Here is a 20,410-nt window from a genome sequence, read left to right as displayed (position 1 = left end):
CATAATGAAAAAGAAATGGTTCAATCATTTATTTATCGGACTAATAGCTATACTGCTTGTTGGCTGTACAGGAGAAAACGTTAGCAGTAAGAAAGATCTTGAAGAGATTAGTATTATGCTAGATTGGTATCCAAATGCTGTACATTCAGCCATTTATGTGGCAAAAGAAAAGGGCTATTTTGAGGACGAGGGTATTAAGGTGAAAATCGAAATGCCTGCAGATACGAACGATCCTTTAAAGCTTGCTGCTACGGGAAAAGTTGATTTAGCCATCAGCTATCAAAGCCAGCTTTTAGTATCAAGAGCAGAGGACATACCTGTTGTCTCCATTGCTGCACTCGTCAGACATTCTCTCGATGCGATTATGTATAAAAAAGAAAGCGGGATTCAATCCCCACAGGATTTACAAGGGAAAAATGTCGGATATCCATCGGCCTCTGTCAGTGAAGCAGTTGTTGCATCTATGGTTAAAAATGATGGCGGTGACATGAGTAAAGTCAAGATGACAGATGTTGGTTGGGACTTAATGTCATCTTTAGCTACTGACCGAGTTGATGCACTTGTTGGAGCCTATATTAATCATGAGCAAGTACTATTGCAAAAAGAAGGGTACAACATTGATATTCTTAATTTGCCAGATTACGGGGTGCCTGATAATTATGAACTGATTATCGTGACAGGAGAAAAAACGTTAGAAAAGAAACGAGTTGCCTTTGAAAAATTCTGGCGTGCTGTAACGAAAGGGCAGGAAACAGTAAAAGAGAATCCAGATGCTGGTCTTCAAGTCTTACTAGATCATGAAAATGATAGTTTTCCGTTAGATAAGGGAGTAGAAAAGGAAAGTTTACAAGTTTTATTGCCATTAATGGAGGCGGATAATGTTCCATTTGGTCATCAGGATGAAGCGGTATGGCAGGATGTTGCTGACTGGCTATACGATTCCAAAGTAATAAAGGAAAAAATTGATCCAAAAGAAGCGTTTAAAAATATCGTATCAAAATAAAGATGCACATTTGGAGGATATATGCAAAGAACAAAAAAACTTACTTTAACCGCGATTATCGCAGCGATTACAACCGTTTCAAGCAGCTTCATTTATATCCCGGTTGGCTTTGTGAAAATTTTTCCGATTCAGCATTTCGCTAATGTCCTTTCGGCTGTATTACTCGGACCATGGTATGCCGTTATTCAAGCTTTTATTTCATCCTCATTGAGAAATATGCTTGGTACAGGTAGTCTCTTTGCATATCCAGGCAGTATGATCGGGGCATTTTTAGCTGCCTTGCTTTACCGCAAAACAAAGAGTATAGGTCTTGCTGCAACCGGTGAAGTGATTGGAACAGGAATTCTTGGTGCCATGGCCACTTACCCAATTGCGGTTCTCATTTTAGGCAAGGAAGCAACGTTATTTGGATTGATACCTGCTTTTACGATGAGTTCCTTCACAGGTGCCATTATGGGTTTTGCATTACTGAAAATTTTAATTAGAAATAAAGCAATTGGAGGGATGCTACATGAGAACAGCGTTAACAATCGCTGGTTCTGATTCAGGCGGAGGCGCAGGCATTCAAGCAGATTTAAAAGCCTTTGCTGCTCAAGGTGTATATGGGATGTCAGTTATTACGGCAGTAACAGCACAAAACACACAGGAAGTGCGCTCCGTACAAAATATTGACCCATCCATCATACAAGACCAAATAGAAGCAGTATTTGATGATATTCAAGTGGACGCAGTAAAAATTGGGATGCTTTCTTCACCTGAAACGGTTGAGCTGGTTGCTCGTAAATTGCAAAAATATAGCCCAAAAAACATTGTATTAGACCCCGTCATGGTATCAAAGGGCGGGCACCACTTATTACAAGCGGATGCCATTTCAGCACTGATGAAAAAAATGATTTCTTTAGCTACAATTGTTACTCCCAATATTCCGGAAGCCGAAGTGTTAACTGGCAGTAAAATTCATACGGAAGAAGATCGCATGGATGCGTGCATAGCTATTCAAGCACTAGGAGTAAAATCAGTGTTATTAAAAGGCGGACACTTAAACGGCGAGCCAAATGATTTATTTTATGATGGAACGGATTTTCATTGGATACAGGGTGAGAGAATTCATACAAAAAACACGCATGGAACAGGCTGTACTCTTTCATCCGCAATTGCTGCAAACTTAGCTAAAGGAGCTTCCTTATTAGAAGCTATTCAAATTTCCAAACAATATATAACGACAGCTATTAGGCACAGCTTAGATTTAGGACATGGGCATGGACCAACCAATCATTTTTTTGAACTTTATGAAAAAGCAAATCTGCTGGTCAATCATAAATAGAATAATAGCGGGGGACGAAATCAATGCTTATTGATAATATTAAGGAATTATTTTTGAAAATTAAAAAAGGCAACCCTCTTGTTCATCATATTACGAATAACGTAACGATCAATGATTGTGCCAATGCAACGCTTGCCATTGGTGGTTCTCCAGTCATGGCAACAAGCATCGAAGAAGTAGCAGATATGGTGAACCTAGCAAATGCTTTAGTGATAAATTTTGGTACGATTGATGATTCGACCTACGAAGCGATGCTAAGAGCTGGAAAAGCCGCCAATAAGAAAGGGATCCCTGTTGTTTTTGATCCAGTCGGTGTCGGAGCAACACCATTTAGAACAGAAAGGGCAATTGATTTTCTAAAAAAAGTAGATGTATCCATTATTAGGGGAAATGCAACAGAGGTGTTTGCTCTTATCGGTGGTAAGGCAGCAACAAGAGGCGTTGACGCGGTTGAAATTACAATTTCCAAGGAAGAACTGGCAAAAAAGACGGCTCAACAGCTCAATACCATTGCCGTTATTAGCGGGAAGCATGACGTGATTTCCAATGGGGAAGAGACAGTCAAAATAGGAAATGGCGATATTTGGTTAACTCGAATCACAGGAACAGGATGTATGACCGCTTCTCTAATTGCCAGCTTTGCTGGAATCACAGATGATCTATTTTCGGCAGCGATTGCGGGGATGTCTGTCATGAGCTTAGCTGGGGAAAGAGCAAAAAATAGACTAATAGACGGAGAGGGAATTGGTACATACCGTGTTAAGCTGATAGATGAAATTTCAATGATGGATTCACAAATTTGGGAGGAAGGAGTTCGTTTCTTATGAGCTTAAATTACACTTTATATTTAGTAACTGAGGAATCTTTGGCTACTGAGGAACTCCTCGATATAGTGGAGAAAGCTGTAAAAGGCGGTGTGACAATTGTTCAACTACGAGAAAAAAAGAGCAGCGGCAAGCTTTTCTATGAAAAAGCAAAGAAACTGAAAGATTTACTTGATCGCTATCAAATACCGCTCATCATTAACGACCGGATTGATGTTGCATTAGCCGTGAATACAGCCGGTGTTCATATCGGTCAAAGCGATCTCCCGTTAGATGCTGTTAGAAAAATAGTCCCAGAGTCGATGATTGTAGGAGTCTCCGTATCAACCGTAGAAGAGGCAAAAATGGCCGAAATAAATGGCGCTGATTATATTGGTGTCGGTGCCGTTTTTCCAACACAATCGAAAGACGATGCCACATTACTTCCTGAAGGAACGCTCGAATCGATCATCAAGCAAGTTACCATTCCAGTTGTGGCAATTGGAGGAATCAAGCATCATAATATTCAAGAGCTTCGTGAAAAAAACATCTCAGGCTTTGCTATTGTTTCAGGGATTGTGAAAGCAGATAATCCTTTGGAAGCCGCAGAAGCTTTTAGGAAGGCTATTGACCGATGATTCATGTGTACTTCACCATTTCTTTAAAAAGGAATGGTGTTATTTTTTTAGAGAGCAGCCTGGTCAGTAACACGTACAATTTTCCTAATGGATTTTAAAGTTTTTTTGGAAATTACGTCGATATATACATAATTATGTTAAAATTTAATAATGTACAACATTAAAGTGATGGAGGAATAAAAAAGTGAAGAAATCTTTAACAATCATTTTAGCCGTATTACTTTCATTAGCTATCGCTCTTGTAGGCTGCGGAAAGCATGAGGAAAATCAATCAACTGGACAGGAATCAGACGCCAAAAGCAGCTCCAAAAAAGTCCCTGTAAACATTGGTATGCTTAAATTAACAAGCTCTGCACCTTTGTTTATCGCTTTAGAAAAGGGATTTTTCGAAGAGGAAAATATAGATGTAAAGGCAACTTGGTTTGAAGCTGCACAGCCGATCGCTGTAGCCACTGCTGGCGGAAGTGTCGATGTGGGGGCAACAGGAATTACTGCCAGTCTTTACAATATGGTTTCTGGCGGCCAACAATTATGGATTGTTGCTGATAAGGGAAGAGAGCAAAAAGGCTATTCATCATCTGCCTTATTAGTCCCTAATGATTCGGATGTATCGAAAATTGAAGAGTTAAAAGGAAAGAAAATTGGGATTACCCAAACAGGTTCAACATTCCACTATATGGCCGGAAGAGTTTTAGAGAATCACGGTTTAAGTATTAGTGATGTACAATTAGTTCCACTTAATAGCATTAAAGGGCTAATGGAGGCACTTAATAGCAAACAAGTAGATGCTGTTATCTTGAATGAGCCAAATATTTCAACAGTTGTCGAAGAAGGCTATGGTAAAGTTATTACACAAATAGGCGATGAGATCGATTATCAAACTTCAGGGATTTTCTTTTCGCCTGCATTTGCTGAAAATAAAGATGCTGCAATTAGATTCTTTAAAGCTTATATTAAAGCATCCCGTTACTACTATGATGCAGTTCTAGTAAAAAAAGACGGTGAAACCGTTCCAGGCGAAAACTATGAAGAAGTCATTAACATTATTGCGAAGTATACAGATCAAGATCCAGAGCTTATTAAAAAAGGACTTCCATATATGGACCGCGACGGAAAATTACTTCAATCTGACATCCAAACTCAAATCGATTGGTATGCAAAAGAAAAACTAATTGATAAAGCTATTGACAGTAAAGAAATTGTCAATACAGAATTACTAGAGGAAGCTTTAAAAGAACTAGGGGAATAACATCATGAGAATAGTAGTTGAAAATGTCGGAAAAACATTTACCGATTCAAAGAAAAGTGAAGTAACGGCTCTTGAAAATATTAACTTTGCCATTGAAAATCAAGAATTTGTTGTACTTGTAGGTCCTAGTGGTTGCGGGAAATCAACCTTGCTGAATATTGTTGGCGGGCTGCTTTCTCCAAGTGAAGGACAAGTTTATTTTGAAGGTACTCTAGGCAAAGAACCAAATTTAGGCATAGTCTTTCAGGAAATTGCTCTTTTCCCATGGCGCACAGTATTCGAAAATGTGGTGTATGGGCTTGAAGAAAGAGGCGTAAGCAAAAAAGAGCGCGAGGAAAAAGGCAAATATTATATTGACATGGTTGGTTTAACAGGATTTGAAAATGCCTATCCTAAACAATTATCAGGCGGAATGAAGCAGCGGGCTGGAATTGCCCGGGCTCTTTCCGTTGAACCAGATCTTCTTTTAATGGATGAACCATTTTCGGCATTAGATGCGCAAACCCGTACGATTATGCAGGAAGAATTGCTGACCATTTGGGATCGGACAAGATTAAGTACTTTATATGTTACCCATAACATACAAGAAGCTGTGTACTTAGCAGACCGAGTAATTGTTTTATCAAGGCATCCTGGACGAATCAAAAGTGTTATAAAGATTGATCTTCCAAAAATTGGCCGCGACGAAGAGAAATACCGCAGCCAATTTGAACAGTATTCCAATGAGATTTGGAATTTAATACGCCATGATGCTCAAGAAGCATTGAAGGAGGCGTAAATATGAAAGAAAATAGACAAGTCATTAAAAATCGGGTTGCCTTTCTTGAACGAAAAATCCCAACTTATGCTTCAGTACTAGGAATTACTGGTCTTTTGCTATTATGGGAACTTGTTTGCAGAATGAACATTGTGCCGCCACTATTCTTACCCGCTCCAACAGCCATTATTACCGCTGGATGGGAAATGATTCACAGTGGAGAACTGTTCAAAAATTTATTAGCAAGTTTGTATCGAATTGGGTGGGGATATGCTTTAGGAGCTACGCTTGGAATCATTATTGGCCTCATTCTTGGTTTCTCTAAATGGGCTGATGCCATCTTTACACCAATCGTCTATTCGATTTATCCGATTCCAAAAATCGCCCTATTGCCATTAATTATCTTATGGTTTGGCATTGGTGAAATGCCAAAGGTCGCCATTATTGCACTAGGGGTATTTTTCCCTGTACTTATTAATACATTTTCAGGTGTGAAAAGTGTTGATTCAATTTTAATTAAAGCTGCAGTTACATTTGGTTCCAATCATTTTAATGTGATTCGAAAGGTCATTTTGCCTGGAGCTCTTCCAACTATTTTTGCTGGTCTCAAGTTAGCCGCAGGAACAGCCCTTTTACTTTTAGTGTCAGCTGAAATGATTGCTGCACAGTACGGAATTGGTGCAATGGTTTTACACTATGGGAACTTAATGATCACGAATAAATTAATGGTAGGAGTATTATTACTTTCATTATTAGGATTACTCTTTAATCGAGGACTGCAATGGCTAGAGCGAAAGCTTATACCTTGGAAATAAGTACTGGACAATTCCTTTTTACGAGGGATTGTCCTTTTTTAAAGGGTTTTTCAGAACCGCCACAGAATTAATTACATTGAAATGATTTTTTAAAAGGACTTGCAAGGTGATAGTTGAACATCTATTGGAGTTATTGAGTTGCTAAGCAATACTCCGATTGAAATTGACTTCATAATCGCCATTTAGGAAGAGGGGAAAACTGAATGATTTCATTAAGCGATGTTCAAGCTGCGCGAGAGCGGATTGCAGAAATTACTTACATGACTCCAATTTTTACATCAACTAAGCTATCGCAAATTTGCGGTAATCAAATTTATTTAAAGTCAGAGCATCTACAAAAAACGGGATCCTTTAAAATAAGAGGCGCTGCCAATAAAGTCATCCAAGCCCTTCAGGATGGAGCAATTTATGTAACTGCTGCGTCTTCCGGAAATCACGGGCAAGCAGTAGCCTATATTGCCGATCAATATCGTATCCCAGCTACAATCGTTGTACCAGACAATGTAAGCTTTTGTAAAGAAAACGCCATTAAAGGCTATAATGGACATATCGAAAAATGCGGTACCACCTCAAGAGAGCGGCTGCCTCGAGCTATGGAAATAGCGAAACAGGAGAATGGAGTATATATTCCGCCATACGATGATCCGTATATTATGGCCGGTCAAGGCACAATCGGATTAGAAGTCTTAGAACAAGTTCAGGATGCAGATGCAGTCATCGTGCCAATTGGTGGCGGCGGACTTATTTCCGGCATATTAACTGCCATTAAGGAAAGTAACCCAAGCGTAAGGGTGATCGGTGTTGAGCCTCAGCTAGCTAATGATACATTTTTATCCTTTCAGAATAAACAAATAACATCCATTTCAGGAACAAATACAATTGCTGATGGCTTAAGAACTAATCAGCCAGGCGACCTCACCTTCCCTGTTTTAATGAAATATTTAGATGATCTCGTTCTCGTCAGTGAGGATGAAATTCGTCAAGCATTTAGCTTTGTGATGGAAAGAATGAAGCAATTAATCGAGCCATCAAGTGCGACAACTGTTGCGGCAGCAATGTTTAATAAATTGCCTTTCCAAGGAAAAAAAGTTGTTACAGTCATTACTGGAGGCAATGTCGATTTAGATAAGGTTTCCGATTTAATTGTCGATACACATATGTGTTAAAATGATGCTGAACAAACAAAAAAAGGTGGCAAACGAAAATTGAAAACAATTTCTCCAATGGAACTCAATGAAAAAATAAAAAAGAATGAAGATGTTTTAATCTTGGATGTAAGATCCGCAGAAAAATATGAAAGCTATAATATAAATGAACAAAATGTCACATCTTTAAACATTGAAAAAACAACTATTTTTTCACTGAATGATAATAATATGGATCAGATTTCATCACTGCCGAAGAACAAAGAATTGATCATCACTTGTACAACCGGAAATTCCGCAAGAAAATGTGCAGAGATTTTATCTGAAAAGAACTATAACGTTATGTTATTAGAAGGTGGTATTACAGCCTGGAAGGAATTTAAATCGAACTAAAAAGTAATTCAAGCAGCCGTCCCGAACGCCTGCTTGAATTACTTTTTTTGGTTCCTTAATGCACTCATTCGGTAAAATAGGTAGATGGTAACTAAATAAAAGAAATAACCAATGAAAGAGTAATAATGCCTCCATGACTCGTCATGAACAAATAGTCCTTTTTCTTCAGACCATTTTTCCACGGATGCCATCAATAAACTTATGCAAAGAATGAACCCCGCTTTTTTCACTATCGATAATCTTTTAGCTACAAATAAAAAGAAGAGAATGAGCAGCGGTAATCCGATAAGCGTAAATAAGATATTTATAGAAAAAATGTCAGGCAGCAGTCTCAGTGGAAATGCATACATCCCTATCCCAACAAAATATAGATCGAGATAAGTTCCAAGCAAGGAAGCAAATAGAATCGCTGGGAGCATTTTATGCGTCTCGCAAAGAAATTGTTTTTTTCGTCGTTGCTGCAAGTTCGAGTCTTTCGAGTGTTTTACAATAATCATTCTTAATCTCCCCATCAACATTTTCATTGTCTTCAGCCAAATAATAGACTACTTTCCAATCGTTAAACCAATCGCCGATTTCAGCTGGTTCATGGATGCGATTTTTCCAAGCAAACGCTAACATCGGACTATAAATTTTTGATGATCCTTTTGTCAGCTGGCAAGATCTTATACTTGGCTTTAGTAAAGTGCCTGGCACGCCTTCATTTACATCATTAAATAGATGAGGCCAATAATCCTTACGGGAACCAGTATGTGGATTTTCGTCAGCCCACTTCTTAACAGCTATAAATCTTTCCTGATCCCGACACAACACGGCATACAGCCTTTTTCCTAAAAGAATCCGTTCGTGTAAGCTCTGAAAATGATCCAATGTCTGTCCAACAAGCTTGATTTTACCCTTTTCTGTAAATGGAAAAAGAATATGGTTCATCGAAAGAAACTCCTGCAATACAAATTCAAATGTATTAAAGACATTCTTTATAAAAGCGGGATTTTTAAGGACTCTTTCTTCTAAATAGTTTTGTTCATTAATAACTAATGCCATCATAAGGGTATAGGGATCTTTTTCCTGCAAAAAATGATTCCATATTACTTCCATAAAGGTGGAAATATGAAAATGTGGCAGCAAATGAAACAGGTTTTTTCCACATTTTTGGCTTTCTTCATAAAGTAAAAATTGTGGGAAAGCGTCTTGGAAAATCAGCCAATTTCCGCGTTCTAAAAAGGTGAAAAACGCAGAAGCTTCTCTTTTCGTCATAAGTCTCGAAAGGAAGCTGCCCTTTAAATCCGTCATATTCCAACCGCCATTTCGCGAAACCATATGTCCTAAGAAAGCCCAGTGAATCTCGGGAAAGCGGTGATAAAAATCTAAGTAGGCTTTCGTTCGAGTAACATTATTTTTATTTAAAAAACTAGTTATGCCTTTTATTTTTTCAATAAGCGCCTGCTCCTCAGCAGTTAGATCTGATATAACATTAGGTGATTTCATTTTTTTCTTTAATTCTTTTTTTATTTTTAATAGAGAGTCGGGAAGTGGAGTTTTTTTTTGTTGCATGATTTTACATAGAATGATCATCACCTCCTCAATGAATGCTCACGGTCTTAATTGAATATGTATTGGTTAGGATAGAAACTTTCTAAAAGGAGAGGAATGAGTGTATGAATATGCCAATCTCCGACGGCATAAACGAGTTAGTACAAATCTTAAAACAAGACCAAAAACATGATGGAACCTGGGAATATCCTTTTGAGGTGGGCATTTCCACTGATTGCTATATGATTATTTTATTAAAGACGCTAGAAATAAATGATGAAAAATTAATATTGGATTTGACGAAAAGGATATTAAGCAGACAAGAAAAGACGGGAGCATGGAAGCTATATTATGACGAAGAGGGAGGGAATCTGACTTCAACACTCGAAGCCTATTATGCACTACTTTACTCCGGATATTATCAGAAAACAGACGAAAGGCTGCGGGCAGCAAAAAAATTCATCTTAAAAAATGGCGGGATAGAAGAAGCTCATATGTTCATAAAAATCTTGCTCGCCTTAACTGGACAAATTAATTGGCCAAGATTGTTTCCTGTTCCATTAGAAATGATTTTGCTTCCTCTTTCTTTCCCTGTAAACTTCTATAGTTTTTCTGAATTTGGGAGGGCAAATTTGGCGCCAATCATGATCCTGGCCGATCGGAAGTTTCAGCGCAAAACTGCTGACAGTCCTGATATATCTGATCTCTTTCATAAAAGAGGGACAGAGTTTGATAGAGATTTGGATGCCTTTCGATCGATCTTTTCTATATTGGAAAATGGGATTAAAAGTTTAATAGGTTTGCCTAGCCAAATCCATAAACTGGCAACGGAGCAGACGAAACAATATATGCTTGATAGAATCGAGCCCGATGGCACGTTACTCGGATATTTCAGTTCGACCTTTTTGATGATTTTTGCATTACTCTCTCTAGGCTATTCCAAAACGAATTCAGTCATTATCAATGCAGTCAATGGCCTTAAACAGATGAAGTGTGAAATTAATGGGCTACCTCATATTCAATATACGACCGCAACCGTCTGGAATACTTCATTAATTAATTATGCTCTCCAAGAAGCAGGTATGTCCCCAACCGACGAAACGATAAAAAAAGCAAATCATTCTTTACTGAAGAGACAGCAATACAAATATGGGGACTGGGTCATTCATAATCCAACTGGTATTCCAGGGGGCTGGGGTTTTGGTGATATAAACACGAAGCACCCCGATATCGATGACACAACGGCATCATTAAGAGCGATAGCAAGAAATGTGATCACTGATCCAAGCTACCGCCATTCATGGGATAGGGGAATGAATTGGCTATTATCGATGCAAAATGACGATGGTGGCTGGCCAGCCTTTGAAAAAAATGCAAACAGTAAACTATTGCAGCTTTTACCGATTGAAAAAGCGGAATTTATTCTCGCCGATCCTTCTTCAGCAGATTTGACGGGCAGAACGCTTGAATTTCTCGGTAACTTTACCAATCTGCCAAAAAACCATTCAGCCATTAAAAGTGGGAGGAATTGGCTTTTTAAAAACCAAGAAAAGGACGGTTCATGGTACGGAAGATGGGGTATTTGCTATATTTACGGTACTTGGGCTGCTCTGACTGGACTAAGAGCGGTTAATGTATTACCTGATCATCGGGCTATGGAGAAAGGAGTTATATGGCTAAAAGACATACAAAATCCGGATGGCGGCTGGGGAGAATCATGTAAAAGCGATAGTGCGAAAAAGTATATTCCTTTAAATGCAAGTACATTAACCCATACCGCCTGGGCGGTGGATGCTTTAATTTCTGTCTATGAACGCCCAACGAAAGAGATTAATGAAGGGATTCAGTTTTTATTAGGTCATTTAGAGAAAAAAGACTGGACAACTGAATACCCGAAAGGACAGGGAATGGCTGGCGATTTTTATATGCATTACCACAGCTACCGCTATATATTCCCGCTTCTTGCATTTGCTCATTATCGTGAAAAGTTTACCTGAAAGAACAAATAATTTAATTATTTACAAATATTTACTCAATCTAGGCGAGAGTAATGTTAGAATAGGCAATATTACTAGTAGTTTTTGAAAATAATAGGAGGAGTTTAAAAATTGAATATACAGTTTAATAAGCCTAAAGGATTCAGTGAAATATTAGACCACACCTTTAGTTTAAGTAAAAATCGCTTTAAAGATTTTTATATGATTTTACTCATTTTAATGGGACCTGTTTATGTTATTCAGGCTTTAATGCAGCTTTTTTCTGGTGTAAGCTTCTTTAGACAGCTTGGGAGCGGCGATGTTTGGTATAAAAAAATTCTTTCTGGTTTAATTGAAACGGAACCTGCTGCTACAAATATTGGATCCGATATTGGCATCATCATAACGGGTATTATTAGTTTTCTCTTATTGCCGATTGCTGAAGCAGCCATATTACTAGCGATGAATCGCATTCGTAGAAATGAAGAATATACAATTCAATCTGTGATCAAAGAAGCATTTTCTAGGTTTTGGCCAATCATTGGAAGTACGATCTTGTTTGCAATTATCACATTCGGGCTCATTGCCACTCCGTTTATTATTATCGCATTAACGGGAGTAATAGGTTCATTTATCCATCCAGCTGTAGGAATTGTTTTTTCTATTATTCTCATTTTAGGCTTTGCGGTCTTAATTGGATATTTATTAACACGCTGGAGCTTTTATTTTGGTTCTGTTGTACTCGATCATGACGCTCCTGGACTAACGAATAGCTGGAGGCTTGCAGGGAAGCGCACTTGGATATTAATGGCCCTCTATGTATTATTTTTCTTAATTATTTCTTGCATTAGCTCTGCGGTGGAAATAACCTTTAGCCTATTTTTAGGGAATAGCGTATTACTCTCGATCATCGTTAATCTGGTCACTTTATTTACAACAATGATTCTGTGTATAGGCTACGGAATTATGTACTTTGATTTAAAAACGAGACATGATGCAGACGATTTAAAAGAACTGATTGATGATTTTCATCAATAAATACCGATGTAAGCTTGGTGATTTCTTATGTTAGATGTAAGCAAAGCAAAGAAAGAGCTTCAACATATTTTAGATGCCAGAGAGTATAGGGCTTATTACGACGAGTCGAAAAGTATATTTGAGACATGGTGGGAAGACGCGAAAAAATGGATAGCAGATCAGTTATCCAGCCTATTCCCATCGTTTGAACCTTCGGGAAGTGCTTCTAGCTTTCTTTTAATTGGCTTGATTGTCATCATGATTGCCTTATTAGCACTTACCGTCTTTTTGATGGCAAGAAATATGAAACGCAATCGAATACTTCGTCATAAAAACCCCCTGCAAACGATAAAGGAATTAAATTGGTCGTTTCAACGTCATTTGATGGAAGCAAAAGAACAAGAGGTTATAGGGAACTACAAAACAGCGACTCGTCATCTATTTTTGGCGCTGCTCCTTTATTTTCATGAAAAGGAGTGGTTAGAGGCAAGAATGTGGAAAACAAACTGGGATTATTATGACGAGCTTGGAAAAGTCAATTCCGAATGGGCCCAACAATTTTCCAAGTTAGCAAGCATTTTTGATGAGGTGACGTACGGAGAGCGGGAAATCAATCAAAACGAATACATACAGTTTCATAATGAAGCAATGTACTGGCTCCTGGAAACGGCTGATGGATTCGAAGGGCAAGGGGGGAGACAGACTTGCTAGGGGAAAATTCAAAAGGACGAGCGTGGATTTATATATTCGCTCTTCTTATCGTTTTTATGGTGGTTAGCTATTTCTCGTTTTCTCCAGAACTTAAACAATACCCTGATTATGTGACAGAATCTCCCTCGCCAACGGGTACGAAAGCATTTTATACGTATTTATCTCATGAAAAGAAAGTTAAGAAGTGGACGCACTCCCCTCAGTTACTAAGGAATCAAGAGGGAAGACAGCTGCTCATCATGGCAGAGCCAAACTTTTTTCAAAATGGGGAAGAAACGGAAGGGTATATAAGCTTTATGGAAGCGGGAAATACGATTCTATTTTTAAAAAAGAATCCGAAGGGTTTTTTCAATATAAATACGTTTCCGGTAGATGAAAACAATTTATCTGCTGAAAGGCAAGAAGTAGTTACACCTGCAGGCATAAAACATCATGCAGAAATAAGCTCATCTGTGCGTCTTCAAACAAATGAAAACGATGAAATTTTAATATCCGATCAAGCGGGCACAGTCGCTTTAAAACGCCCATTTGGTAACGGACAACTGGTTGTTGCTAATACTCCCGAATGGATAAGCAACGGGAAAGTATTAACCGAAGATCATCTTCCGCTCCTATTCTCCCTTTTACTCGTAGAAGATGCATCCATCATTCTCTTTGATGAATACATTCATGGCGGTGAAAACGCAGCTAACTTATCTGCCTTATATCCAATGTGGTTTCTGCTGCTAATCATTCAAGGCGGCTTACTAGCCATTCTTGCCCTTTGGTTTACAGGCAAGCGCTTTGGCCCGATCTATACGCCGCGAGAAGAAGCGGTTCGATTTAGTGATGAGAAGCTTCGTGCTTTAGCGGCTTGGTATATGAGAGGGCGAAGGTATCATGATTCATTAGGCATTCAGGCAGAATATGTGAAGTTGATGATGCAGGAGCAGTTCGGCATTCCTTATAATAAACCGTGGACGGATATCCTTGAACAATTATCAAAGAAATGGCGCAATATGTCACAAAGCGAAATTCAAGCCTTCCTAACAGGGTTATCTCATATGTTAGAAAAGGATAAAGTAAATAAACAAGAGTATTTACTATGGTCGAAAAAGCTTGATCATCTAAGAAAAGAGGTAGAAGATAAATGAGGACAGCATTAACTTCCTTATTAGAAAAATATGAAGAGCGTATATTAGGGCAAAAAAGAAATATAAAATTACTTTTAACAGCTATTTTGGCAGGCGGACATGTCCTTATTGAAGGAGTACCTGGTACTGGGAAGACTCAAATGGTAAGAACGCTTGCAAGTCTGATAGGCGGAAACTTTAACCGTATTCAATTTACTCCAGACCTATTGCCTAGTGATATTACAGGTAGCACGATATTCAACATGAAAGACAGTAGTTTCCAAACATTAAAGGGACCTGTTTTTACTAATATTCTTTTAGCTGATGAAATCAACCGTACTCCAGCGAAAACACAGGCTGCTCTTCTTGAAGCGATGGAAGAAAAACAAGTAACAATCCAAGGGGAAACGTTTCAGCTTCCAGACGTCTTCTTTGTCGTAGCCACGCAAAATCCAATTGAGTTTGAAGGGACGTATCCACTGCCAGAAGCACAAACAGATCGGTTCTTATTTAAGCTTCAAATTGATTTCCCGGCATTTGAAGAAGAAAAGGCTGTCTTAAAGCAAGTCATTGAAAATAACTATAGTCATTTTAACGAGCATCCAATTTTGGATATGAACACTTTTTTAGCGATCAAACAGGAAATTCAAAAAGTCAACATTGGCGAAGGTGTTCTAGATTATATTATGCAAATTGTTAGAAAAACACGGGAAACAGAAGCAATACGCTTCGGTGCGAGTACGAGAGCGGCAATTTCGATTGGAAAAGCGGCACAAGCATGGGCCTATTTATCTGGACGCGACTATGTCACACCTGATGATATAAAAATGGTCGCGAACTCTGCGTTAAGGCACCGTATTCAGTTATCTCCGCATATGGAATTGGAGGGAGTGACCGTTGACCAAATCATTCATGAGCTTGTGGGGGCGATTCCTGTTCCAAGATAGAGGAATTTTGCCGACAAAAAGACTATTAATCATTTATAGTATTGTCTCCCTTAGTATGCTGGCTTGCTCGGCATTAATTGCTTCATGGACATTCGTGATTGTTGTAAATGTATGTTTCATATTAATTAGTTTCATAGATTTACTGCTGTTTCCTCGAAAACAACAAATTATTATTATGCGAAACATGCCAGAGGAAATGGAAAGAGGACTTACATATGCAATTCAAGTAGAAGTGAAAAATAATTCAGAGCAATCTATAAATTTTCGGTTAACTGATGGCATCCCACAATCATTTTTACGTCCATTTCCTTCCAAAGGAAGGGTTTTAAAGAATACTCAAGCTGTCATCACTTATGATACACAAGCAAGTATGCGTGGTAATTATCAAATTGATAAGCTGTATTTTCGCTACTCTAGCATTTTTAATTTATGGGAAAAGCAAATGACAGTAGAATTGCCTCATTCTGTAAAAGTTATACCGGACTTAACAGAGACGAAGCAGTACTTGCAGGATGCGCAAGCATTTTTATTATATGAGGGCTTAGCGATTCGCAAGCAGCAGAGCGGCATAGGGGATTTTGCCAAAATTAGAAATTATGTTGTTGGAGATGATCCGCGAAAAATAAACTGGCGGCAAACGGCTAAGCTTCGGGAAATCATGACGAATGATTATGAGCCAGAACATGGAAAATATATTACGGTCTTAATTGATTGCGGGCGAATGATGGGTGTCGAGCTGGCAAAGGGAAATCGGCTAGAAAAATCATTAGAAGCTGCACTGACAGTAATTGCAGCAGCCCTTCAAAAAGGGGATTATGTTTCCGTGCTTGCCTTTTCAAATGAGGTCAAAGTATTTGTTCCTCCTGCAAAAGGAATGGCGCATCTACAGACGATTTTACAGGCGGCTTATCATCTTCAAGTAGATGCCGCTGAATCCAATTATGCTGCAGTGCTTCATTACTTAGAAACGATGCAGAAAAAACGCAGTCTAATTTTACTCTTTAGCGATGTAGGAACTTTTCTGCATGAGGACTCAGCTTTAGCATATTTAAAACGACTTAGGCAGCGGCATTTATTCTTAATGATCGGCATAGAAGATATGACATTAACACGGATGATAAAGGTAAATCCAGATCAAGTGCAAACAGCGATGATGAAAAGCATGGCCCAACAGCAAATGCTCATTAAGAAAAAAGAGAAGATCAAATGGGAAAAGCAAGGCCTCTTACTGCTTGAGGCCCGAGAGGAGAAGTTAGCGGTAACAGCCGTTTCCCATTATATTGAGATTATGAACCGTAATTTGCTGTAGGCTGCTTTTTCTTTATGAAAAGCTTTCCAGTTATCATATAAAGAATCAGTCCGATCACTGTTAGGAACGCAACGATATATTTTGCTTTAAGAGAGATAGCTGCAGGTGTAATAAACCCCTCGATTACACCTGCAATAACAAATAATGGAATGGTTCCAAGCAATAATTGAACAGATCGTTTCGCCTGCTGCTTTAACTGATATCCTCTTGAGTAATTTCCGGGAACGAGGAGCCTGTAGCCCATTAATAAGCCCGCTCCGCCCGCAATAAATATTGCTGTAAGTTCGATCATTCCATGCGGGACTATATATGCCCAAAAATCATATGACATTCCGTGATGCCAGTAGAGACCAGCAAGGGCGCCAACAATGATGCCATTATAAATTAATAAATAGATCGTCACGATCCCAAAGGTAACGCCGCCAGCAAAGGCGAATATCGCTACTTGGATATTATTCGTCATAATGCTTGCCGACATGAAAGCTGAATCAACCGCTCCATCATGATTGCCCAGCTTTTCTGGCTCAATATTTTGTGCCATTTCTGCCGGCAAAATGGAATAAATATGTAAGGGGTCATTTATTAACGAAAAAAAGCTGCCTGCAGCACCTAGAGTAAAAAGGATCATAGCTGCTACGATAAATTTCCATTGCTCTAATAATAATCCAATAAATTTAGTGCTGAAAAAGTGACGGAATTGCTTCATACTAGTTATTTGATTTTTATATAACAGATTATGTGATTTTGAAACAATGCCATTTAAATAATGCGTTACTTCATTATTTAGAAAATAAGTTTGACTGTATGATAGATTGTGAGTCGCCTTTTGATAAAGCCGATGAAATTGGTTAATATCAGCACCAGTTATGCTGCTTTTACGCTTCTGCATCGTTGCGATCATTAATTCAAGCTGCTGCCAATCTTCACGGTGCTGTTTAATAAATTGCTTTACATTCATTTCGTCACCCCTTCGTCTGCATAATCCTTATTATAGTAATTTTACAGAAAAATAGAAACAACATTCGAAATATCAGCAAATGGAGGGAATAGAATGAGCCAGGACCGAATCGATATAAAAACACCAGAATATGTTTCATTGAATTTTCAGCTAGCTGGTCTTGGTAGCAGGACCGCTGCATTTTTAATCGACCAGACGATCTTAATCATCGTGAATATTTTAATATTAATCGGTCTATTTACTATCCTATATGGTCAATCAGGTCTCCCATTTTTGGCCGAAATCAATTCTGCGCCCGTCGCGATCGCCATTATTTTGATGTTTATTATTAATTGGGGATACTTTTTTGCCTATGAATTTTTTTCAGGCGGGAGAACGATTGGCAAAAAATTAATGGGCTTAAGAGTCATTCAAGAAAATGGACATAGCATTACTTTACTTTCAAGCTTTATTCGGAATTTGCTGCGCATTATCGATTCCTTACCGGCAAGTTATTTTCTTGGTATCATGATGATATTTTTTCATTACAAGCATAAGAGAATTGGAGATCTTGTAGCTGGAACAATCGTCGTCCATGAACGGAAAGCCAAAAATAAAAAACAGCTTTCACCGATTGAAAAAGAAATAGAAAAACGCGGACTGTCGAAAAATGATCTCATGATAGAAAGCTCGTTATTACAAGTTTTTGGGACAAAAGAATGGAATTTAATTAAGACGTATAGCAGCAGGTTTTTGCAATTACCTGAAGAAGAGAGAATCAAGCTTACTAGACAAGTAGCTGAAATATTACTGCCAAAAGCAGGAATAGTCGTAGCTGGGAAAAATTTCGCGGACTTGGAAAACAGTTTGCTTGTCCTTTATTTAATATTAAGGGATGAGTGGGCGTTTGAAATAGCGTAAGAAAAAATCCACACATAATTATTTCTTAAAGGTGAATAAGGGAACTTGTAAAATTCAGAAAATTATAATATGATGAATATAACTACTTCACCCTATCTGCTTTGTCGGCAGAAGGTAGAGAGGGAGCTATTAATAAATAATAAATTTGACTGATAAGATTCCACATCCATCCTTTGCCGGATGGTTCTTATGGATCATGTAGCCAGTCCTTACCACATCATGTGATAGGGCTGGCTTTTGTGTTTTTTAGGCACTAGGCAGTCGTAATTAAAGTACAAGCTCCAGGGAGCAGTGATGAAACGAGAGGCTAGAGTCCTCCATTCAAAACGGAGTTATATGCGAGGAGCTTGAAAGGGGGGATTAGCGGGGGTATCACTCTAAACGAAAAGTATAAACTTGGTCCTGATATAGGAGGGATTAAATGTCAGAGAAAAATGAATTTTCCAGGGTGTTATCACGAGCTGATGTCATTGTATTAGCTTTTGGTGCAATGATTGGCTGGGGTTGGGTTGTTTTATCTGGAGATTGGATTATGAAAGCTGGATCAGTGGGCGCGATGATTGCATTTATCATCGGAGGCATTATGGTGACATTTGTCGGATTAGTGTACTCAGAGCTAACTACTGCCTTGCCAAAAACGGGCGGAGCTCATCATTTTGCTCTAGAAGCTCTAGGCTCTAAAGCGGCCTTTGTCGTATCTTGGTCTATATTACTAGGTTACATTTCAGTAGTTGCCTTTGAAGCGGTTGCTCTACCTACCGTTATTGAATATATTTTTCCAAACTATCAAGTTGGATACATGTGGACAATTGCTGGCTGGGATGTATATTTTTCTTGGGTAGCTGTTGGCATGATCGGATCGATTATCGTCACTTGGATTAACTGGATTGGTGTAAAACAAGCAGCTTTTCTTCAACTCGTCTTAACGATTCTATTAGCAGTCGTTGGATTAACTTTAATTTTCGGCTCTGCATTTGGTGGTGAAGTGCAAAATTTAAAGCCTCTTTTCACCGGTGGAATGGCCGGTTTAATGGCCGTAATGATTATGACACCGTTCATGTTTGTAGGCTTTGATGTCATTCCGCAAATGGCCGAGGAGATGAATATTCCTAAAAAAACAGTTGGACGAATTCTTCTTTTATCGGTCGTTTTAGCCATCTTATGGTATGTTTTCATCATTTTAGGCGTGTCATTATCATTAAATGATGGACAGCTTCAAGTAGCAAGCCTTCCTACCGCAGATGCAATGGGAGCAGTCTTCGGCTCGGCCCTTTTCTCAAAAATATTAATTCTTGGAGGAATCGCAGGAATTTTAACGAGCTGGAATGCATTTATCATCGGTGGAAGCCGAGTCATGTATGCGATGGCACAGGATGGCATGCTTCCAAAGTGGTTTGGTAAGATCCACCCTAAATATAAAACACCTGGCAATGCAATCTTTATTATCGGATTACTCGCAACTCTAAGCCCTCTTCTTGGTCGCCCTGCACTAGTTTGGCTTGTTGATGCTGGAGGTCTTTCAATTGTAATCGCTTACTTTATTGTTTCTCTGTCATTTGTCGTGCTTCGCAAAACGATGCCAGAATTAGATCGGCCATTTCGTGCTGGAAAAAGTAATATTGTTGGTATATTAGCTACTATTTTGAGCGTTGGCTTTATTATTTTATATTTGCCAGGCATGCCAGCTTCACTCGTATGGCCTTATGAATGGATTATTTTTGGTGTTTGGTGGATTTTTGGCTTATTTTTCCTTGCACGAATTTCTAATTTAAAAACTATAAAAACAGATTCCAATATAGAACAAACTTTAAAGGAGTGAT

General features: G+C 38.6%; 21 protein-coding genes. 18 read left to right on the top strand and 3 right to left on the bottom strand.

Annotated elements, in window-relative coordinates; all coding sequences use genetic code 11:
- The first annotated feature begins 4 nt into the window (after positions 1–4).
- From F7731_RS20485 to F7731_RS20440, 10 genes are all read left to right on the top strand, one after another.
- Entirely contained in the window at positions 5–1,003 is a 999-nt protein-coding gene (locus F7731_RS20485) for an ABC transporter substrate-binding protein (protein WP_151536659.1), read from the top strand.
- 21 nt (positions 1,004–1,024) lie between these two features.
- A complete protein-coding gene (gene thiW, locus F7731_RS20480) occupies positions 1,025–1,546 on the top strand; it encodes an energy coupling factor transporter S component ThiW (RefSeq protein ID WP_151536658.1) in 522 nt (173 codons plus the stop codon).
- On the top strand, positions 1,515–2,327 hold the full coding sequence (gene thiD / locus F7731_RS20475; protein ID WP_151536657.1) for a bifunctional hydroxymethylpyrimidine kinase/phosphomethylpyrimidine kinase: 813 nt from the start codon (positions 1,515–1,517) through the stop codon (positions 2,325–2,327). Before thiW ends, thiD begins: the two co-directional genes overlap by 32 nt.
- 23 nt (positions 2,328–2,350) lie before the next feature.
- Complete coding sequence (thiM, locus tag F7731_RS20470) at positions 2,351–3,154, top strand: hydroxyethylthiazole kinase (RefSeq protein WP_151536656.1); 804 nt, start codon at positions 2,351–2,353, stop codon at positions 3,152–3,154.
- Complete coding sequence (gene thiE, locus F7731_RS20465) at positions 3,151–3,768, top strand: thiamine phosphate synthase (RefSeq protein WP_151536655.1); 618 nt, start codon at positions 3,151–3,153, stop codon at positions 3,766–3,768. Before thiM ends, thiE begins: the two co-directional genes overlap by 4 nt.
- Before the next feature lie 184 nt (positions 3,769–3,952).
- Positions 3,953–5,017, top strand: a complete 1,065-nt coding sequence (locus tag F7731_RS20460; RefSeq protein ID WP_151536654.1) for an ABC transporter substrate-binding protein — start codon at positions 3,953–3,955, stop codon at positions 5,015–5,017.
- A gap of 4 nt (positions 5,018–5,021) precedes the next feature.
- The gene (locus F7731_RS20455; protein ID WP_151536653.1) at positions 5,022–5,795 is read left to right on the top strand and encodes an ABC transporter ATP-binding protein; all 774 of its coding nucleotides are present in this window, start codon (positions 5,022–5,024) and stop codon (positions 5,793–5,795) included.
- 2 nt (positions 5,796–5,797) lie between these two features.
- Positions 5,798–6,589, top strand: coding sequence for an ABC transporter permease (locus tag F7731_RS20450; RefSeq protein WP_151536652.1), 792 nt, complete (start codon positions 5,798–5,800; stop codon positions 6,587–6,589).
- Between the two features lie 203 nt (positions 6,590–6,792).
- Positions 6,793–7,755 carry a threonine ammonia-lyase gene (locus tag F7731_RS20445; protein WP_151536651.1) on the top strand — a complete coding sequence of 321 codons (963 nt, stop codon included), beginning with the start codon at positions 6,793–6,795 and terminating at the stop codon, positions 7,753–7,755.
- Positions 7,756–7,794: 39 nt separating this feature from the next.
- Entirely contained in the window at positions 7,795–8,127 is a 333-nt protein-coding gene (locus tag F7731_RS20440; RefSeq protein ID WP_246197349.1) for a rhodanese-like domain-containing protein, read from the top strand.
- Between the two features lie 38 nt (positions 8,128–8,165).
- On the opposite strand, the gene F7731_RS20435 is transcribed toward F7731_RS20440, so the two are convergent.
- Both F7731_RS20435 and F7731_RS20430 read right to left on the bottom strand, forming a co-directional pair.
- Entirely contained in the window at positions 8,166–8,546 is a 381-nt protein-coding gene (locus tag F7731_RS20435) for a CBO0543 family protein (RefSeq protein ID WP_151536650.1), read from the bottom strand.
- A 1-nt stretch (position 8,547) separates the two neighbouring features.
- A complete protein-coding gene (locus tag F7731_RS20430) occupies positions 8,548–9,702 on the bottom strand; it encodes a DUF2515 domain-containing protein (RefSeq protein ID WP_246197347.1) in 1,155 nt (384 codons plus the stop codon).
- Positions 9,703–9,785: 83 nt separating this feature from the next.
- Here F7731_RS20430 and F7731_RS20425 point away from each other — a divergent pair, with 83 nt between their 5' ends.
- The 6 genes from F7731_RS20425 (at position 9,786) to F7731_RS20400 (ending at position 16,732) form a co-directional block, all read left to right on the top strand.
- The gene (locus F7731_RS20425) at positions 9,786–11,657 is read left to right on the top strand and encodes a terpene cyclase/mutase family protein (protein ID WP_151536649.1); all 1,872 of its coding nucleotides are present in this window, start codon (positions 9,786–9,788) and stop codon (positions 11,655–11,657) included.
- A 111-nt stretch (positions 11,658–11,768) separates the two neighbouring features.
- On the top strand, positions 11,769–12,674 hold the full coding sequence (locus tag F7731_RS20420) for a hypothetical protein (protein WP_151536648.1): 906 nt from the start codon (positions 11,769–11,771) through the stop codon (positions 12,672–12,674).
- A 27-nt stretch (positions 12,675–12,701) separates the two neighbouring features.
- A complete protein-coding gene (locus F7731_RS20415; protein ID WP_151536647.1) occupies positions 12,702–13,364 on the top strand; it encodes a DUF4129 domain-containing protein in 663 nt (220 codons plus the stop codon).
- Positions 13,358–14,497 (top strand): DUF4350 domain-containing protein, encoded by a 1,140-nt coding sequence (locus F7731_RS20410; RefSeq protein ID WP_151536646.1) that lies wholly within the window; start codon positions 13,358–13,360, stop codon positions 14,495–14,497. The genes F7731_RS20415 and F7731_RS20410 overlap by 7 nt, the downstream gene beginning before the upstream one ends.
- The gene (locus tag F7731_RS20405; RefSeq protein WP_151536645.1) at positions 14,494–15,423 is read left to right on the top strand and encodes an AAA family ATPase; all 930 of its coding nucleotides are present in this window, start codon (positions 14,494–14,496) and stop codon (positions 15,421–15,423) included. The genes F7731_RS20410 and F7731_RS20405 overlap by 4 nt, the downstream gene beginning before the upstream one ends.
- Complete coding sequence (locus tag F7731_RS20400) at positions 15,374–16,732, top strand: DUF58 domain-containing protein (RefSeq protein WP_246197345.1); 1,359 nt, start codon at positions 15,374–15,376, stop codon at positions 16,730–16,732. Before F7731_RS20405 ends, F7731_RS20400 begins: the two co-directional genes overlap by 50 nt.
- Here F7731_RS20400 and F7731_RS20395 read toward each other — a convergent pair.
- Positions 16,710–17,690 (bottom strand): stage II sporulation protein M, encoded by a 981-nt coding sequence (locus F7731_RS20395; protein WP_151536644.1) that lies wholly within the window; start codon positions 17,688–17,690, stop codon positions 16,710–16,712. The two genes, F7731_RS20400 and F7731_RS20395, sit on opposite strands and share 23 nt — an antisense overlap.
- A 93-nt stretch (positions 17,691–17,783) precedes the next feature.
- On the opposite strand from F7731_RS20395, the gene F7731_RS20390 reads away from it, so the two are divergent.
- Together F7731_RS20390 and F7731_RS20385 are read left to right on the top strand one after the other, a co-directional pair.
- Positions 17,784–18,590 carry an RDD family protein gene (locus F7731_RS20390; protein ID WP_151536643.1) on the top strand — a complete coding sequence of 269 codons (807 nt, stop codon included), beginning with the start codon at positions 17,784–17,786 and terminating at the stop codon, positions 18,588–18,590.
- 421 nt (positions 18,591–19,011) lie between these two features.
- Positions 19,012–20,409: an APC family permease gene (locus tag F7731_RS20385; protein ID WP_151536642.1), complete on the top strand. Its 1,398-nt coding sequence runs from the start codon at positions 19,012–19,014 to the stop codon at positions 20,407–20,409.
- Position 20,410 lies beyond the last annotated feature (1 nt).

Source organism: Cytobacillus depressus, from assembly GCF_008923245.1.
In the GTDB taxonomy this organism is placed as follows: domain Bacteria; phylum Bacillota; class Bacilli; order Bacillales; family Cytobacillaceae; genus Cytobacillus; species Cytobacillus depressus.
Note: the sequence above shows the minus strand (reverse complement) of the source record. Positions and strands in the feature narration are given on the sequence as shown.

Coding starts and splice junctions, on each gene's coding strand:
- F7731_RS20425 (WP_151536649.1), top strand. CDS start 9,786: ATGAATATGCCAATCTCCGACGGCATAAACGAGTTAGTACAAATCTTA.
- thiE (WP_151536655.1), top strand. CDS start 3,151: ATGAGCTTAAATTACACTTTATATTTAGTAACTGAGGAATCTTTGGCT.
- F7731_RS20450 (WP_151536652.1), top strand. CDS start 5,798: ATGAAAGAAAATAGACAAGTCATTAAAAATCGGGTTGCCTTTCTTGAA.
- F7731_RS20445 (WP_151536651.1), top strand. CDS start 6,793: ATGATTTCATTAAGCGATGTTCAAGCTGCGCGAGAGCGGATTGCAGAA.
- F7731_RS20485 (WP_151536659.1), top strand. CDS start 5: ATGAAAAAGAAATGGTTCAATCATTTATTTATCGGACTAATAGCTATA.
- F7731_RS20435 (WP_151536650.1), bottom strand. CDS start 8,546: ATGCTCCCAGCGATTCTATTTGCTTCCTTGCTTGGAACTTATCTCGAT.
- F7731_RS20455 (WP_151536653.1), top strand. CDS start 5,022: ATGAGAATAGTAGTTGAAAATGTCGGAAAAACATTTACCGATTCAAAG.
- F7731_RS20385 (WP_151536642.1), top strand. CDS start 19,012: ATGTCAGAGAAAAATGAATTTTCCAGGGTGTTATCACGAGCTGATGTC.
- F7731_RS20405 (WP_151536645.1), top strand. CDS start 14,494: ATGAGGACAGCATTAACTTCCTTATTAGAAAAATATGAAGAGCGTATA.
- thiM (WP_151536656.1), top strand. CDS start 2,351: ATGCTTATTGATAATATTAAGGAATTATTTTTGAAAATTAAAAAAGGC.
- thiD (WP_151536657.1), top strand. CDS start 1,515: ATGAGAACAGCGTTAACAATCGCTGGTTCTGATTCAGGCGGAGGCGCA.
- F7731_RS20395 (WP_151536644.1), bottom strand. CDS start 17,690: ATGAATGTAAAGCAATTTATTAAACAGCACCGTGAAGATTGGCAGCAG.
- F7731_RS20430 (WP_246197347.1), bottom strand. CDS start 9,702: ATGATCATTCTATGTAAAATCATGCAACAAAAAAAAACTCCACTTCCC.
- F7731_RS20415 (WP_151536647.1), top strand. CDS start 12,702: ATGTTAGATGTAAGCAAAGCAAAGAAAGAGCTTCAACATATTTTAGAT.
- F7731_RS20390 (WP_151536643.1), top strand. CDS start 17,784: ATGAGCCAGGACCGAATCGATATAAAAACACCAGAATATGTTTCATTG.
- thiW (WP_151536658.1), top strand. CDS start 1,025: ATGCAAAGAACAAAAAAACTTACTTTAACCGCGATTATCGCAGCGATT.